This is a genomic window from Mesorhizobium sp. GW821-FHT07A06 (assembly GCF_059419085.1).
This window is the reverse complement of sequence record NZ_JBWKRC010000001.1, coordinates 129,579-144,577: the sequence shown is the minus strand read 5'-3', so window position 1 is coordinate 144,577 and position 14,999 is coordinate 129,579. Positions and strand designations below refer to the sequence as shown.

Here is a 14,999-nt window from a genome sequence, read left to right as displayed (position 1 = left end):
TGCGGTAAGGGCATTCCACCGAATTTGGACGTAAAATCAACAATGGGAGAAACGATATGACATCCAAGCCTCTTCATCCAGCGATCGACGCCTTTGCACGGGGGGCAAAAAATGGCGCGCTCAGCCGCCGCGAATTCCTGGCGCTGGCCAGCGCCTTTGGCGCAAGCACGGCGGTCGCCTACGGCCTCATTGGCCAGCCGGTTCCGGCTCTGGCTGAAGAAGCGGCCCAGCCCAGGAAGGGCGGTGTCGTACGCGTCGCCATGCAGGTGATGGAACTCGAGGACCCGCGCAGTTTCAAGGTTTCGCAGATGGGCAACATCGCCATGCAATTTCTCGAACCGCTGGTGCGCTGGAAGCCGGATTTCACCTTCGAGCCGGTCCTGCTGCAGAGCTGGGAAATCAATGCGGACGCCACGGAGTATGTGCTCAAGGTCCGCCCAGGCGTGAAATGGTCGAACGGCGACGATTTCACCGCCACCGACGTTGCCTTCAACATCACGCGCTGGTGCGAGAAGGGTGCCGCCGGCAATTCCATGGCCGGGCGCATGAGTTCGCTGATCGATCCCGATACCAAGGTGGCACGGGCCGGCGCGATCACGATCCGCGACGACCACACCGTGGCGCTGAAACTGTCGCAACCCGACATCACCATCATCCCGGCGATGACGGATTACCCGGCATTGATCGTCCATCGCAGCTTCAATCCGAAAGAGGCGCCCCTGTCGGCAAATCCCATTTCCACGGGCCCGTTCGAACTCAAGAAGCTCGATGTCGGGGTCGCCGCATCGGTGCGCAAGCGGCCGGAAGGCTCGTGGTGGGGCGGCGAGGTGTTCCTGGATGGCATCGATTGGATCGACTACGGCACCGACTCGGCCGCCACCGTCTCCGCTTTCGAATCGGGCGAGATCGATTTGAACGGCCAGACGCAGTCCTATGACGTCGCGATGCTCGACGGACTGGGCTTGAAGAAGAGCGAGATCGTCACCGCCGCCACCATCGTCTCGCGCTGCAACGTCAATGCCAAACCCTACGACGACAAGCGTGTGCGCAATGCCATTCAGCTTGCGGTCGACAATGAGGCGGTGCTGCAGCTGGGCGCCAACGGCATGGGCATGGTGGCGCAGAACGATCACGTCGGGCCGATGCACCCCGAGCATGCCGAACTGCCGCCGATCAAGCGCGACCCGGTCCGGGCCAAGGCGCTGCTGGAGGAAGCCGGTCAGCTCGATTTCGAGTTCGATCTGATCTCGGTCGAAGCCGACTACCGCAAGGAAAGCTCCGACGTCGTCGCCCAGCAGATGCGCGACGCCGGCTTCAAGGTGAAGCGCACAGTCATCCCGGAATCGGCATTCTGGAACGATTGGACCAAATATCCCTTCGCGACGACCAACTGGAATGCCCGCCCGCTCGGCATCCAGACTTATGCGCTTGCCTATCAGAGCGGCTCGGCATGGAACGAGACAGGGTTTGCCGATTCGGCGTTCGATGCCAAGGTTCACAAGGCCAATGCCATCGCCGATCCGGATCAGCGTCGCGCGGTGATGAAGGAATTGCAGCTGATGCTGCAGGAATCCGGCATTATCGTTCAGCCTTACTGGCGAAAGCTGTTCTGCCATATGAAACCTGCCTTGATGGGCTATCAGATGCATCAGGCCTATGAGCAGGATTTCACCAAGGCTTGGCTCGCCGCCTGATTACAAGGACAACACGGCGGCGCCTGCCGCGGCGGCGCCCTGCCATTTCTTTTTCGCTCACCGGGCATTTCGCCTCACGGCGACACTATCGAGGGCCGATGAGGAGCAGTTCTGGCTTCGCATCGGACACGTCGCGCAGATGCGTCCACACGTATCTTGCCTCGACAGATCCCCGAGAATCCGCGGCCGTGCCGCCAGATCCGCCGGACCATCACCCGTGCGAGAAATCCCGGTTTCCGCGTCTGCCATCGTCAAGAAGCTCCAGTTCACGAAGAGAGCTTATCTTTGCCGAAATGAAACGGAACCCGCTTTGGCGGGCACTGACCTTCCCAAAAAACGGGAAAATTGACCCTTCCATGCCAGCGAAACGTCGTTGCTTTTCCAACGATCCGATGCAATCGTGGCGCTCCGCGCCTGCCTGGTGCATCGGGCTCAGTCGGCAGGCTTCGACCTCAAGGGCGGTCGAAATCGCTGTTGGGGCACAATGACATCCTGTTCAGTCGTCTTACGGACTGCATTTGTCGTTACGTTCGTCGCGGTTCTTGTCCTCGCGCTGCTGCCGGTGTCCTGGCTTGAGGAATTCGGCATCGATATCGGTTTCAGCGATGACAAGCTCAACCATGCCGGCGCATTCGCCGTCCTGGCTGCCCTTGGCAGTCTGGGTTGGCCCAGGCGCAAGCTCTGGCTGGTGATTTTCCTGGCCACGGTCGGAGCTGCGATCGAAGTCCTTCAGGGGACGTCGGAGATAGACCGCGATTTCGATGTGTTCGACTGGGTTGCCGATTGCATCGGCATCGCCTGCGGGCTGGTGGTGGCGGGTTGTGCAACCTGGCTCACGCGCCATCGAGGCTGAGCGCCAATCGCACATTGTCCTGACGGCGGAGCGCCATCAGCCCGGATGTATCAGCTCGCCTCGCGCATCGCTTCAGCCGCCTGCAGATCGACCGATACGAGTTGGCTCACGCCCTGCTCGGCCATGGTGACACCGAACAGCCGGTCCATGCGGGCCATCGTGATCGGATTGTGCGTGATGATGACGAAGCGCGTCTCGGTGGTCTTGGCCATCTCGTCCATGAGATTGCAGAAGCGTTCGACATTGTGATCGTCGAGCGGCGCGTCGACTTCGTCGAGGACGCAGATCGGCGCCGGATTGGTCAGGAAGACGGCGAAGATCAGCGACATCGCCGTCAGCGCCTGCTCGCCGCCCGACAGCAGCGTCATGGTCTGTGGCTTCTTGCCCGGCGGGCGGGCAAGAATTTCGAGACCTGCCTCGAGCGGATCCTCGGATTCGATCAGCTGCAATTCCGCCGTGCCACCACCGAACAGGTGCGAGAACAGGCGCTGGAAATGGCTGTTGACCACGTCGAAGGCGGCGAGAAGCCGCTCGCGGCCTTCGCGATTGAGGCTCTGGATCGCTTGCCTGAGCTTGCGGATCGCTTCGATGATGTCCTCGCGCTCGGAAACGATCGCCTCCAGCCGGTCGGAGAGCTCCTTCTGCTCTTCCTCGGCGCGCAGATTGACGGCGCCGAGCCGTTCGCGCTCGATCTTCAAACGGTCGAGCTGGCGTTCGATCTCGGCCATCTCGGGCATCGGAGCGTCGACTTCCAGACCGGTATGGCGAATGACCAGATGCGGTGGCGTGTTCAGCGTCTCCTGGATGCGCGCCTCGACCTCAAGCCGGCGCTCGTCGGCCGCCGTCAGCCTTTCCTCGGTACGGGCACGGGTCTCGCGCGCCTCGGCCAGCGACTGGATGGCCGATGTGGCCAGCTTGTCCAGTTCGGCCTGCCTGTTCTCCGCTTCCTGCAGGCGATCGGCGGCCGCCTTGCGCAAGGTCTCGGCCTCGGCGAGCTGCGACAGCAGCGCGCGCCGCTTGGCGTCGATCTCGTCGGGAGCATCAGCCAGGCGTTCGCGCTCGGCCTCGGCCTCGGCCTTGCGGTCGCCGAGCGATGCAATCTGGGTCGAGGCGTTTTCGGCTCGCACCAGCCAGTTGCTGCGTTCGGCGCCGATTGCATCGAGCCGGCGTGCGCGTGCCTCGGCCTCACGCCGCAATCCCTCGTGGACGGCACGCGCATCGGCAAGCGTGGCGCGGTCGCGCGAGACATTGGCCGAGGACTGTTCGAGCTGCAATTGCAGGTCGCCGAGATCAGGCGCGTCCTGCAGCAGCATTTCGGCCTCGACGAAGGCCGCCGAGGTTTCCTCATGGCTGTCGACGATGCGCGCGCGGGCCTCATCGAGTGCCGCGCGCCGGCTCGACAGCTCGCCGCCCGCCTTTTCGGCGTCGGCCAGCGCATTGCGGGCAGCGTCCAGGCGGTGCTGGGCGTCGCGTCCGGCCTGGCGCGTGTTGCGTTCAGCGTCGCTTGCCTGGCGAAGCGCCTGTTCGGCCTGTGCCAGAGCCTCCTCGGCCTGGCGCAGGACAAGCGTCGCCTGCACCGCTTCGGCATCGAGTTCGGCAAGCCGGTTTTTCTGCGCCAGCCGTTGTGCAGCGGCTGTCGGCGCATCGGCGCTGGCCGTGAGACCGTCCCAGCGCCAGAGCGCGCCTTCGCGGCTGACCAGCCTCTGGCCCGGCGCAAGCAGCGCCTGCAGCCGGCGGCCGTCAGCGGCCTCGACGATGCCGATCTGCGCCAGTCGGCGAGCCAATTGCGCGGGGGCACGAACCACGCTGGCCAGGCTCTTGATGCCGTCCGGCAAGGCCGCGTCGCCGGGCTGGATCTGGCTTTCGCCCCAATGCACCGGCGCGCTGCGGTCGAGCGGTACATCGAGGTCTTCGCCAAGGGCCGCACCCAGCGCCGTCTCAAAGCCGCGCTCGACGCTGATCTGCTCCAGCACCGAAGGAAAGAGATCGCCGCTGGCGGCATTGAGTATCTTGGCCAGGGTACGCGCTTCGGTCTCGATGCCCGCCAGCTCTGCCCTGGCGTCCTGAAGCGGCGGCCGGGCAGCGTTTTCGGCGGCACGGGCATCGATGACCGACTGCTCAGCCTGCGCCACCGCTGCCTCGGATTCTTCGAGCAACGCCACGGCCTGTTCGACCAGCACCCGCTTCTCGGCCGGATCCGGCAGGCCAGCCACCTTGGAGAGGATGTCCGACAATTCGCGGTCAACCTCGGCGAGTTGGCGGGCGAAGCGGTCGCGGCGCTCGGCGGTTTCGCGCAGCGTCCGTTCGATCTGATGGCGCGAGGCGGCGGCCTCGGCCCGTTCGGCTGTCAGAGCTGCGAGCTTGGCTTCGCTCTGCGCAAGCGTCGACGCCGCCTGCTCGAATGCAGCGCGGGTGGTGGCTTCCCGTTCCGCGGCGCCGGCGTTCTCGGAATTCAGTACAGCCTCTTCGGTGCGCAGGCGTTCAAGAACATCGGCATTGTCGCGCACCATCCGCTCCTCGCGGGCGATATCGCCGTCAAGTTGCTGCAACCGACGCTCGATTTCGGCCTGGCGATTGCGGATGCGGCCGGCCTCCTCCTCGATCTGCGACTTGGCGATCGACAGGCGCTGGAAGGCGGCGGCGGCGGCGGCTTCCGCGTCCCGCAGGTCAGGCAAGCGATGAGCGCCGATCCCTTGTTCCCTGGCGGCGGCCATCTGCGCGGCGGCGCGGTCGCCAACCAGAGCGGTCGCGGCAGCCAGCGCCGAACGCGCTTCGCCTTCCTGTGTCTTGGCCAGCGTCCAGCGCAGATGCAGCAATGTCGCTTCGGCCTTGCGGATATCGGCCGACAGGTTCTTGAAGCGTGACGCCTGGCGCGCCTGCCGCTTGAGGCTCTCGATCTGGCTTTCCAGCTCGCCGACGACATCGTCCAGGCGTTCGAGGTTCTGTTCAGCCGCCTTCAGCCGCAGTTCCGCTTCGTGGCGACGGGTGTGCAGGCCGGAAATGCCGGCCGCCTCTTCCAGCAGCGCACGGCGCGCCTGCGGCTTGGCCTGGATCAACTCGCCGATACGGCCCTGCCCGACCATCGATGGCGAGCGCGCGCCGGTCGACTGGTCGGCGAACAGAAGCTGCACGTCCTTGGCGCGCGCTTCCTTGCCATTGATGCGATAGAGCGAGCCGGCCTCGCGCTCGATGCGGCGCGACACCTGCAATTCGTCGGCATCGTTGAAGGCGGCGGGCGCCGAGCGGTCGGCATTGTCGAGAAAAAGCGTGACTTCGGCGGTATTGCGCGCGGGCCGCGTACCCGAGCCGGAAAAGATCACGTCGTCCATGCCGGACGCGCGCATGTTCTTGTAGGAGCTTTCGCCCATCACCCAGCGCAGCGCCTCGACAAGGTTCGACTTGCCGCAGCCGTTCGGCCCGACAATACCCGTCAGGCCGCGTTCGATGACGAACTCGCCGGGCTCGACGAACGACTTGAAACCAAGGAGGCGAAGGCGCGAGAACTTCATTCACGCGCCCCATTGAGGCGAGCGCCGAAACGCTGCCGCTTCAGCGCTGACCTGATGTCAGAGCAGAGGGTCGATGATGGCCGACATTTCCTCAATCGACATCGCCCCTTTGTAGGTCTTACCGTTGATGAAGAAGGTCGGTGTCGAGTCGACCTTGAATTCATTGGCGCCGCGCTTCTGGACAGATCTCACATCGTCCAGAAGTTTCTGGTCCGTCAAGCAGGCCTCGAAGGACTCCTGTGTAAAACCGGCGAGCTTCGAGATTTGCAGCAGCGCATCCTTGGTGTTCGACACGCCAACCCAGTTCGCCTGCTGCCTGAACAGCACGTCCACCATCGGGAAATAGTTATCCTTGGCGCAGCGCGCCAGCATGAAACCGGCTTCCGCGCTCGGATCGAACGGGAATTCGCGCAGAATATAGCGCGCCTTGCCGGTGTCGATGTACTTGGTCTTCAGATCCGGGAAGGTGGTCTCGGCGAAATGCGCGCAGTGCGGGCAGGTCATCGATGCGTATTCGACTATGGTGACTTTGGCGTCATCCTTGCCCAGCTGCTTGTCGGGCAGCGCGCCCGGCTTCAGCAATTCGGCCATATCGACGGTGCCCTGCGCTTCCGGCACCTGGACAGCCGCCGGTGTTGCCGGCTTTGCGGGTGCGGCCGGATCAGCAGGCTTCACATCCGCCGCCTTGGCCTCTTCGCCGGAGTCGCTGCAGGCGGCAAGCAGGGCAACCGCCGGGATTGCGGCCAGCGAAGACAGGACGTTTCTGCGAGACAGACTTTTGCCGAACGGAGGACGGTTCATACGAATCACCTGACAAGGGTTGGATTTTGCAATGCAAAGGCACGAAAAGGCGAGAGTTGGCGCGAATTAAGGCATCTCCATCTCCAATCCAATCGCGGAACCCGATAAAGGCGATCACGAATGCGAGATGTTGACGACAAATTCATGACTGTCTTCAAGGGGTTTTTGACTTCCTTTCACCCAGGATGGTGGCGCCAAGCCTTTCCAGCGAGGCGCGCAACCCTTCATCCTCGATCAGTTCGACCGTGCTGGACAATTTGGTCTTCTCCGCCGCCGTCAAGGGCCTGAAGCTGGGTTTAGGCCGTCCTTTGTCCGACGTCACCGGTTTTTGCACGATCCTGATGCGGCCTATTGCCGTAAAGCCGAGGAAGGCGTTGACCCGGTTGATGATCTCGCCGGTCTCATGTTGCAGATGAAGCGCCGCCATCCCCTCGCAGGCGATAACCAGTACCGCCGGCTCGAACGGATCGTCCTCGTGCAGGCGACGCGGCCACTGGATCTTCTCGGGCCGCGAGCGGCTGGCAAGGCGCGGTCCGGCAATCTCTTCCCAGGACTGGACGAGGCCGATCGAGATGCCTGCCCTTTTGCGCAGCACCGGATCGAGGATCTCGGTGGCGAGATCGCTCACCGGAACAGGATTGCCGAAGCGCCTTTTCCCTGCCATGTGCGTTCTCCAGCCACGACCTCACCCGATATCCGCAAGGCCAACACAAGATCAATGGCACCAGCAGACCAGACCCGCAAGGCCCAGACCCACGAGGCAATGACAGGCGATGCCGCCTCGCGGCTGCTTGCCTGGTACGACGTACACCACCGCGAACTGCCGTGGCGCGTGACGCCGCGTGAGCATGCACGCGGCGTGCGGCCGGATCCCTACCGCATCTGGCTGTCCGAAGTCATGCTGCAGCAGACCACCGTCGAGGCGGTGAAATCCTACTTCCGTGCTTTTGTCGAGAAATGGCCCGATGTCGAGGCACTGGCCTCGGCACCAACCGAGGACGTCATGAAGGCCTGGGCGGGGCTCGGCTACTATTCCCGCGCACGCAACCTCAAGGCTTGCGCCGATCTGGTGGCGGCGCGCGGCGGCCGCTTTCCCGACACCGAGGCTGCCTTGAGAGACCTGCCTGGCATCGGCGCCTACACCTCGGCGGCCATCACGGCGATCGCTTTCGACCGCCCTGCGGCCGTTGTCGACGGCAATGTCGAACGCGTCATCTCGAGGTTGTTTTCGATCACGACGCCTCTCAGCGAAGCCAAGGCAGAGATACGCGCCCATGTCGAGCGCCTGCTGCCGCCGACAAGGCCGGGCGATTTCGCCCAGGCGATGATGGACCTTGGCGCCACGATCTGCACGCCGCGCCGGCCGCGCTGCATGCTGTGTCCGCTGCGCGAGGATTGCAGCGCCGTCGTTTCAGGCGATCCCGAAAACTTCCCGGTGCGGCTGCCGAAAGCCGACAAGCCGCTGCGGCGCGGCGCTGCTTTCGTGGCCGTGCGAGAGGACGGTGCCCTTCTTCTGCGCAAACGGCCCGAGAAAGGTTTGCTGGGCGGCATGACGGAGGTGCCGACCACGGCCTGGACGGCGCGGGTGGATGGGGACACCACAGCGGCGGCGGCGCCCTTTTCCGGCGACTGGCGGCGCGCCGGGACAATCACGCATGTCTTCACCCATTTCGCCCTCGAGCTCGACGTCTTTCGCGCCAACATAAAAGATGATGCGCCGGCAGGATGTTTCTGGTCACCTGCCCATGAGATTGCCGGAGAGGCGCTGCCCACTGTCATGAAAAAGGCAATCGAGGCTGCGATACCCGGTGCGACGAAAAAGCCGTCACCGCTCAAAGCAAAGAGGCCCCATGACTGAAATCCGCCACATCGTTTTCGACATCGGCCGTGTGCTGATCCACTACGATCCAAACATCCCGTTCAGTCGCCTCATTCCCGATGCCGAAGAGAGACAGTGGTTCTTCGACAATGTCTGCACGCATGACTGGAACATCGAGCAGGATCGCGGACGAACCTGGGAAGAGGCCGAGGCGCTGCTGATCGCTGAGCACCCGGATCATTCGGAAAACATCCGCAATTTCCGCCGCCATTGGCACGAAATGGTGCCGCATGCCTATGACGACAGCGTCGCCATCATGCTCGGCCTGATCGAGCGCGGCCATGATGTGACCATGCTGACCAACTTCGCCTCCGATACGCTTGCTGAAGCCCGCAAACGCTTCGATTTTCTTGAGCGCCCGCGTGGGGTGACCATCTCCGGCGAGATCGGCAAGATCAAGCCGGATCGCGACATTTACGACCATCACGTGGCTGCGTTCGGCCTCGAACCATCGGCTACGCTGTTCATCGACGACAGCCAGAAGAATGTCGACGGCGCCCGGGCGGCGGGCTGGCAATCGGTGCTGTTCACCGATGCCAGGACGCTTAAAGCGGATCTTGAACGCTTCGGGATCAAGGCGTGATCTGAATCGCTTGCGGCGATCCGCTCCTATCTTGAATCAACGTGAAAGCGGCAATCGGCAGGGGGTCACCCCCCTGCCCGCTCCATGCCGAGGCGGGCAATGCGGCGCAGTTCGTCGATCGGGGTGAGCCCACCGCTGCGCTCATAGTGCCAGAACGTCCAGCCGTTGCAGGCATCCAGCCCCTGCACTTCGGCGCCGATCTTGTGGATCGAGCCGGCGCTGTCGCCGATCGCCACCGTACCGTCGGCACGCACCTTGGCCGCCCAGCGCTTCTTGGCGTCATAGAGCGTGGCGCCCGGCGTCACCAGCCCGGTGTCGATCAGGCTGACGAAGGCAACGCGTGGCTCGGCGCGCTTGCCGGTCAGGACAGTCAAATCGGCATCCTGCAGCGGCCGCACCGCATCGATGCGCTCATTGGCGGCGTCGATATAGGCCTGCTCGCGCTCGATGCCGACGAAATGGCGGCCGAGGCGCTTGGCCACGGCGCCTGTCGTGCCGGAGCCGAAGAAAGGATCGAGCACGATGTCGCCCGGCTTGGTCGAGGCCATCATGATGCGGGCCAGCAGCGCTTCAGGCTTCTGTGTCGGGTGCAGCTTGTCGCCATTGTCGTTCTTCAGCCGCTCGCCGCCGGTGCAGATCGGGAACAGCCAGTCGGAGCGCATCTGGACATCGTCATTGGACGCCTTCAACGCTTCATAGTTGAAAGTGTAGCCCTTGCCTTTCTGGTCGCGCGAGGCCCAGATCATCGTCTCATGGGCGTTCTGGAAGCGGCGACCGCGGAAATTCGGCATCGGATTGGTCTTGCGCCAGACCACGTCGTTGAGGATCCAGAAGCCCAGATCCTGCATCTTGGCGCCGACCCGGAAGATGTTGTGGTAGGAGCCAATGACCCAGATCGTGCCGTTGGGCTTCAGCACTCGCCGCGCCGCCAGCAACCAGGCACGGGTGAAAGCGTCGTAGGCTTCAAAACTCTCGAACTGATCCCAGTCGTCGTCGACCGCGTTGACCTTGGACTGATCGGGGCGATGCAGATCGCCGTCGAGCTGCAGATTGTAGGGCGGATCGGCGAAGATGACGTCGACCGATTTTTCCGGCAAGCGGTCGAGGGCCGCGACGCAGTCGCCTTTCAGGATCGTGTCCAGCCATTCGGATTGCTGGGGGGCAAGGGAAAGCTCGTCGAGAAGACGCACGGCAGACATTTTTACACCCGAGGCACGCGTTACTGTTTACTCCCCGTTATGGTTACCGATCAGCGTAAATATTCGGTGAAGGCCGGCGCGATCATCCGTCAGGTTTGCGAAGACCGGGCCATTGGTGTATGCCGCGCCGCTTGAGCCGAGAGGCCATTCCTCCACCCTCCTTATTCCGGATCACCATGCCCCAGCCAGACCTTGTCATTTTCGATTGCGACGGCGTGCTCGTCGATTCCGAAATCATCGCCGCGCGGGTCGAGGCGGAGTTGATAACCCTGGCCGGATACGAAATCTCGGCCGAGGAGATCGCGGAGACCTATGCGGGCCTGACGTTCAAGGACATCCTGATGCGGATCGAGGAGAAGTCCAAGATCCCGTTCCAGGCGTCACTGATCGATCGCGCCGAGGATCTGGTCGACCGCAAACTGCGAAGCGACGTCCGCGCCATCGAGGGCGTGCGCGAGGCGGTGGCCTCGGTCACGACACAGCGCTGCATCTGCTCCAACTCACGTTCGGAGCGGATCGAATTCATGCTGGAGAAGGTGCATCTGCTGCCGTTTTTCGCCGGCCGTATCTTCTCGGCGCTGGAGATCCCGAGCAAAAAGACCAAGCCCGCCCCGGACGTGTTCCTGTTCGCGGCGGAAAAACTAGGCGCGGACCCGGCGAACACCTTCGTCATCGAGGATTCCGTGCACGGCGTCACCGGCGCCAGGACAGCCGGCATGCGCGTGATCGGCTTCACCGGCGCCAGCCACAGCTATCCCGGCCATGCCGACGCGCTGACAGAGGCCGGCGCCGAGACGGTGATCCGCCGCTGGGCCGAGTTGAAAAGCGTTATCGCGGCACTATCGGAATGGTCGGCTGACGCCTGAGACGCGGGCGCCCGGGCGGACGCACGCTGTGTCCATGGCCGCTCAGTTCGTCGCCGCGGCCTTCTTCCTGTGGGTCTTCTTCGGCTTGTCGGTCGTCCCCTTCGGCGCGGTTTCGTCATAGCCGGCATAGGCCTGATAGTCCTGCGCCGTCGGCGCCGGCACGACGACATTGGAATCGGTGAAGACGAACTGGGTTGCGACCGAGGGATCGGTGACCTGGACCTGATACTGGTGGATCTGCGAGTAGAGCACCTCGGTGCCGTGCATCACCGCGGTGCGGATCGGCATGGTGATGGTGCCGGGCGAGAACTTGGGTCCCGGCACGATCTTGCCGGCGACCGCTATCTTCATGGTCATCTGTCCGTCGGTACGGCTGCAATCACGGGTCACGTCGGCAATCGACGCCTGGTAAATGATCCTCGCCGAATCGTCGGGCGGAGTGGCGGCTGCGGCGTCGGCAGCAGCCTGAGCAGCGGCATCAGCCGCGGCGTCGCCTGTTTTCTTGACTTTGGGCTTGGCCTTCTTGACCTCGTTGGCATAGGTGTTGAAGAAGGCCGTACCGTCGCGCACCGTCACCCTCGGGCAATAGGCGTTCAACTGGCTGGCCAGGACCTTGGGATCCTGCGGCGGCGGTGGCGCTGCCGGGTCCTTCTTCTTGCCGAAGCCGAGGTCAAGGATGCCATTGTCGCCCGATTGGCAGCCGGCGGCGGCGAGCATAAAGCCGGTGAGCGCAAGACCCGCCAAAAAGCGGCCACGTGATGTACGAAACGCCATGAAACTGCACTTCCCTCTCGTAAAGCTGGTGACGTATATCAACGGCGCGGCAAAAATGCGACTGGAGCCGGCACAGAAATTAACCACCTTGTGGTGAACGGAAAGCCGAGCAGCAACGGGACTGGGACATGCAATATGTGAGTACGCGCGGCGAAGCGCCCGCGCTTGGATTTTCCGATGCCGTGCTGGCCGGCCTGGCCCGCGATGGCGGGCTCTACCTACCACGCGAGTGGCCGCACTTCTCGGCAGCCGACATCCGTGCCATGCGAGGCCTTGCCTATCCCGACCTTGCCATACGCGTGCTGACGCCGTTCCTCGGCGGCGAGATCGCGGCTCCGGTCTTCGAACGCCTGGTCCGTGAAGCCTATGCCACCTTCCGCCACGAAGCGGTCTGCCCGCTGGTCCAGACCGGCCCCAACACGTTTGTCCTCGAACTCTTCCATGGACCGACGCTGGCGTTCAAGGACGTGGCAATGCAGCTGCTCGCCCGGCTGATGGACCATGTGCTTGCCGAACGCGACCAGCATGCCACCATCGTCGGCGCCACTTCAGGCGACACCGGCGGCGCGGCCATCGACGCCTTTGCCGGGCGCAGCCGGACCGACATCTTCATCCTTTTCCCGCATGGCCGCGTTTCGCCGGTGCAGCAGCGGCAGATGACGACGTCGAAGGCTGAAAACGTCCATGCGCTGGCGATCGAAGGCAATTTCGACGACTGCCAGGGCCTGCTCAAGGACATGTTCAACGACCACGCTTTCCGTGACCGGGTGGCGTTGTCGGGGGTCAACTCGATCAACTGGGCGCGCATCATGGCCCAGATCGTCTACTATTTCTCCTCGGCCCTGTCGCTCGGCGCACCGGACAGGCCGGTGTCGTTCACGGTGCCGACCGGCAATTTCGGCGATATCTTTGCCGGCTACGCCGCCAAGAAGATGGGCCTGCCGATCGAACGGCTGGTCATCGCCACCAACGACAACGACATATTGGCCCGCACCTTCGCCACCGGCGAATACCGCACCAAGGGCGTCTTCGCCACCACCTCGCCATCGATGGATATCCAGGTGTCGTCGAATTTCGAACGCCTGCTGTTCGAGGCCTCGAACCGTGACGCGGCGACCGTGCGGCGCTACATGGATGGCCTGAAGCAGTCCGGCGCCTTCACCATTGAAACCCGCGAAATCAATGGGATGCGGTCCGAATTCGACGCCGGCCGCGCCACCATGGACGAGGTCGCCGCCACCATCCGCTCGACGCTCGCGGCCAGCAATTATCTTCTGGATCCGCATACCGCCGCGGCCGTGCATGTCGCGGCCGGCAAAACATCAGGCGCCGTGCCCATGGTGGTACTGGGCACCGCCCATCCGGCGAAATTTCCGGCCGCCGTCGAGGCCGCCAGCGGCGTCTCGCCCGCCCTGCCCGCATGGCTAGGGGGATTGATGACACTTGAGGAAAAATACACGGTACTTCCATCCGACCTGAAAATGGTGGAAGATTACGTCAGCCGCCGCGCGCGGGCGGCGCGTTAGGGAGTACGAGCCATATGGGTGTTGAGGTAAGCCGTCTGTCGAACGGCCTGACAGTCGCCACCGAAACCCTTCCAAGTATCGAATCGGTTGCCTTGGGTGCCTGGGTCAAGTCCGGCGCCCGCAATGAACGTGACGAAGAGCATGGCATGGCCCATCTGCTCGAGCATATGGCGTTCAAGGGCACAAAGCGGCGAAGCGCTTTCGAAATCGCCTCGGAAATCGAGGATGTCGGCGGCGAGATCAACGCCGCCACCAGCGTCGAGACCACGTCCTATTACGCCAGGGTGCTGTCCGACGACGTGCCGCTGGCGGTCGACATCCTTGCGGACATACTGCAGGAGTCCGAATTCGACCCGCAGGAACTCGAACGCGAGCAGCATGTGATCCTGCAGGAGATCGGTGCAGCGCACGACACACCCGATGATATCGTCTTCGACCGTTTCACCGAGACGGCCTTTCGCCACCAGACAATCGGCCGCTCCATTCTGGGCACGCCGGAAACCGTCAAATCCTTCACTTCCAAGCAGTTGCACGACTTCATCGAACGCCAATACGGCGCCGAGCGGATGGTGATCGTGGCCGCAGGCGACATCAAGCACGATAATTTCGTGCGCGAGGTCGAGAAGCAGCTCGGCGGCTTTCGCAGCAAGGCCGACAGCACCATTCCGCAATATGCGCAGTATGTCGGCGGCGATTTCCGCGAGGACCGCGACCTGATGGACGCGCAGATCGTGCTGGGCTTCGAGGGCCGCGCCTACCATGTGCGCGACTTCTACGCCTCGCAGGTGCTGTCGATGATCCTCGGCGGCGGCATGTCGTCGCGGCTGTTCCAGGAAGTCCGTGAGAAACGTGGCCTGTGCTACTCGGTCTATGCTTTCCACTGGGGCTTTTCCGACACCGGCATATTCGGCGTCCACGCCGCGACCGGCCAGAGCGACATTGCCGAACTGGTACCTGTCATCATCGACGAACTGCAGAAGGCCGGAGAGAGCATCCTGCAGGAAGAACTCGACCGGGCGCGCGCCCAGTATCGCGCCGGGCTGATCATGTCGGCCGAAAGCCCGGCCAGCCGCGCCTCGCAGATCGCGCGGCAACTGCTCTTGTTCGGCAGGCCGATCGCCAAGGAGGAATTGATGGAGCGCCTCTCGGCGCTGACCGTGGAGCGGCTGACCGACCTGTCGTCGCGGATGTTCTCGACCAAGCCGACGCTTACCGCTGTCGGGCCCGTGGGTACGCTGGCGCCATATGAGGCGATTCTCGATTCGCTTCCGGGCACGCAGACCACGGCCCGCAGGCTCGCCGTCTAAGTCCCCAA

Annotated in this window: 12 protein-coding genes; 7 read left to right on the top strand and 5 right to left on the bottom strand. The window is 63.4% G+C overall.

Going from position 1 to position 14,999, the window contains the following annotated elements; all coding sequences use genetic code 11:
- The first annotated feature begins 56 nt into the window (after positions 1 to 56).
- Together AC07SZ_RS00735 and AC07SZ_RS00730 are read left to right on the top strand one after the other, a co-directional pair.
- Positions 57 to 1,694: an ABC transporter substrate-binding protein gene (locus AC07SZ_RS00735; protein WP_056563886.1), complete on the top strand. Its 1,638-nt coding sequence runs from the start codon at positions 57 to 59 to the stop codon at positions 1,692 to 1,694.
- Between the two features lie 400 nt (positions 1,695 to 2,094).
- On the top strand, positions 2,095 to 2,547 hold the full coding sequence (locus AC07SZ_RS00730; RefSeq protein WP_244493898.1) for a VanZ family protein: 453 nt from the start codon (positions 2,095 to 2,097) through the stop codon (positions 2,545 to 2,547).
- A 50-nt stretch (positions 2,548 to 2,597) separates the two neighbouring features.
- On the opposite strand, the gene smc is transcribed toward AC07SZ_RS00730, so the two are convergent.
- The 3 genes from smc to AC07SZ_RS00715 form a co-directional block, all read right to left on the bottom strand.
- The gene (gene smc, locus AC07SZ_RS00725) at positions 2,598 to 6,056 is read right to left on the bottom strand and encodes a chromosome segregation protein SMC (RefSeq protein ID WP_494912993.1); all 3,459 of its coding nucleotides are present in this window, start codon (positions 6,054 to 6,056) and stop codon (positions 2,598 to 2,600) included.
- Between the two features lie 57 nt (positions 6,057 to 6,113).
- Positions 6,114 to 6,857, bottom strand: a complete 744-nt coding sequence (locus AC07SZ_RS00720) for a DsbA family protein (protein WP_056563894.1) — start codon at positions 6,855 to 6,857, stop codon at positions 6,114 to 6,116.
- A gap of 154 nt (positions 6,858 to 7,011) precedes the next feature.
- A complete protein-coding gene (locus tag AC07SZ_RS00715; protein WP_056563897.1) occupies positions 7,012 to 7,521 on the bottom strand; it encodes a DUF721 domain-containing protein in 510 nt (169 codons plus the stop codon).
- 54 nt (positions 7,522 to 7,575) lie between these two features.
- Here AC07SZ_RS00715 and mutY point away from each other — a divergent pair, with 54 nt between their 5' ends.
- Together mutY and AC07SZ_RS00705 are read left to right on the top strand one after the other, a co-directional pair.
- A complete protein-coding gene (mutY, locus tag AC07SZ_RS00710) occupies positions 7,576 to 8,715 on the top strand; it encodes an A/G-specific adenine glycosylase (protein ID WP_056563900.1) in 1,140 nt (379 codons plus the stop codon).
- Positions 8,708 to 9,319, top strand: a complete 612-nt coding sequence (locus AC07SZ_RS00705; protein ID WP_494912992.1) for an HAD family hydrolase — start codon at positions 8,708 to 8,710, stop codon at positions 9,317 to 9,319. The genes mutY and AC07SZ_RS00705 overlap by 8 nt, the downstream gene beginning before the upstream one ends.
- 65 nt (positions 9,320 to 9,384) lie before the next feature.
- On the opposite strand, the gene AC07SZ_RS00700 is transcribed toward AC07SZ_RS00705, so the two are convergent.
- Complete coding sequence (locus AC07SZ_RS00700) at positions 9,385 to 10,518, bottom strand: site-specific DNA-methyltransferase (RefSeq protein WP_494912991.1); 1,134 nt, start codon at positions 10,516 to 10,518, stop codon at positions 9,385 to 9,387.
- Between the two features lie 176 nt (positions 10,519 to 10,694).
- On the opposite strand from AC07SZ_RS00700, the gene AC07SZ_RS00695 reads away from it, so the two are divergent.
- Positions 10,695 to 11,384, top strand: a complete 690-nt coding sequence (locus AC07SZ_RS00695; protein WP_494912990.1) for an HAD family hydrolase — start codon at positions 10,695 to 10,697, stop codon at positions 11,382 to 11,384.
- 42 nt (positions 11,385 to 11,426) lie between these two features.
- Here the strand turns inward: AC07SZ_RS00695 and AC07SZ_RS00690 are convergent, their stop codons facing one another.
- Positions 11,427 to 12,158 (bottom strand): hypothetical protein, encoded by a 732-nt coding sequence (locus AC07SZ_RS00690; protein ID WP_494912989.1) that lies wholly within the window; start codon positions 12,156 to 12,158, stop codon positions 11,427 to 11,429.
- Between the two features lie 128 nt (positions 12,159 to 12,286).
- Here AC07SZ_RS00690 and thrC point away from each other — a divergent pair, with 128 nt between their 5' ends.
- Both thrC and AC07SZ_RS00680 read left to right on the top strand, forming a co-directional pair.
- Positions 12,287 to 13,684, top strand: coding sequence for a threonine synthase (gene thrC / locus AC07SZ_RS00685; protein WP_494912988.1), 1,398 nt, complete (start codon positions 12,287 to 12,289; stop codon positions 13,682 to 13,684).
- Between the two features lie 14 nt (positions 13,685 to 13,698).
- On the top strand, positions 13,699 to 14,991 hold the full coding sequence (locus tag AC07SZ_RS00680; RefSeq protein WP_056563914.1) for a M16 family metallopeptidase: 1,293 nt from the start codon (positions 13,699 to 13,701) through the stop codon (positions 14,989 to 14,991).
- Positions 14,992 to 14,999 lie beyond the last annotated feature (8 nt).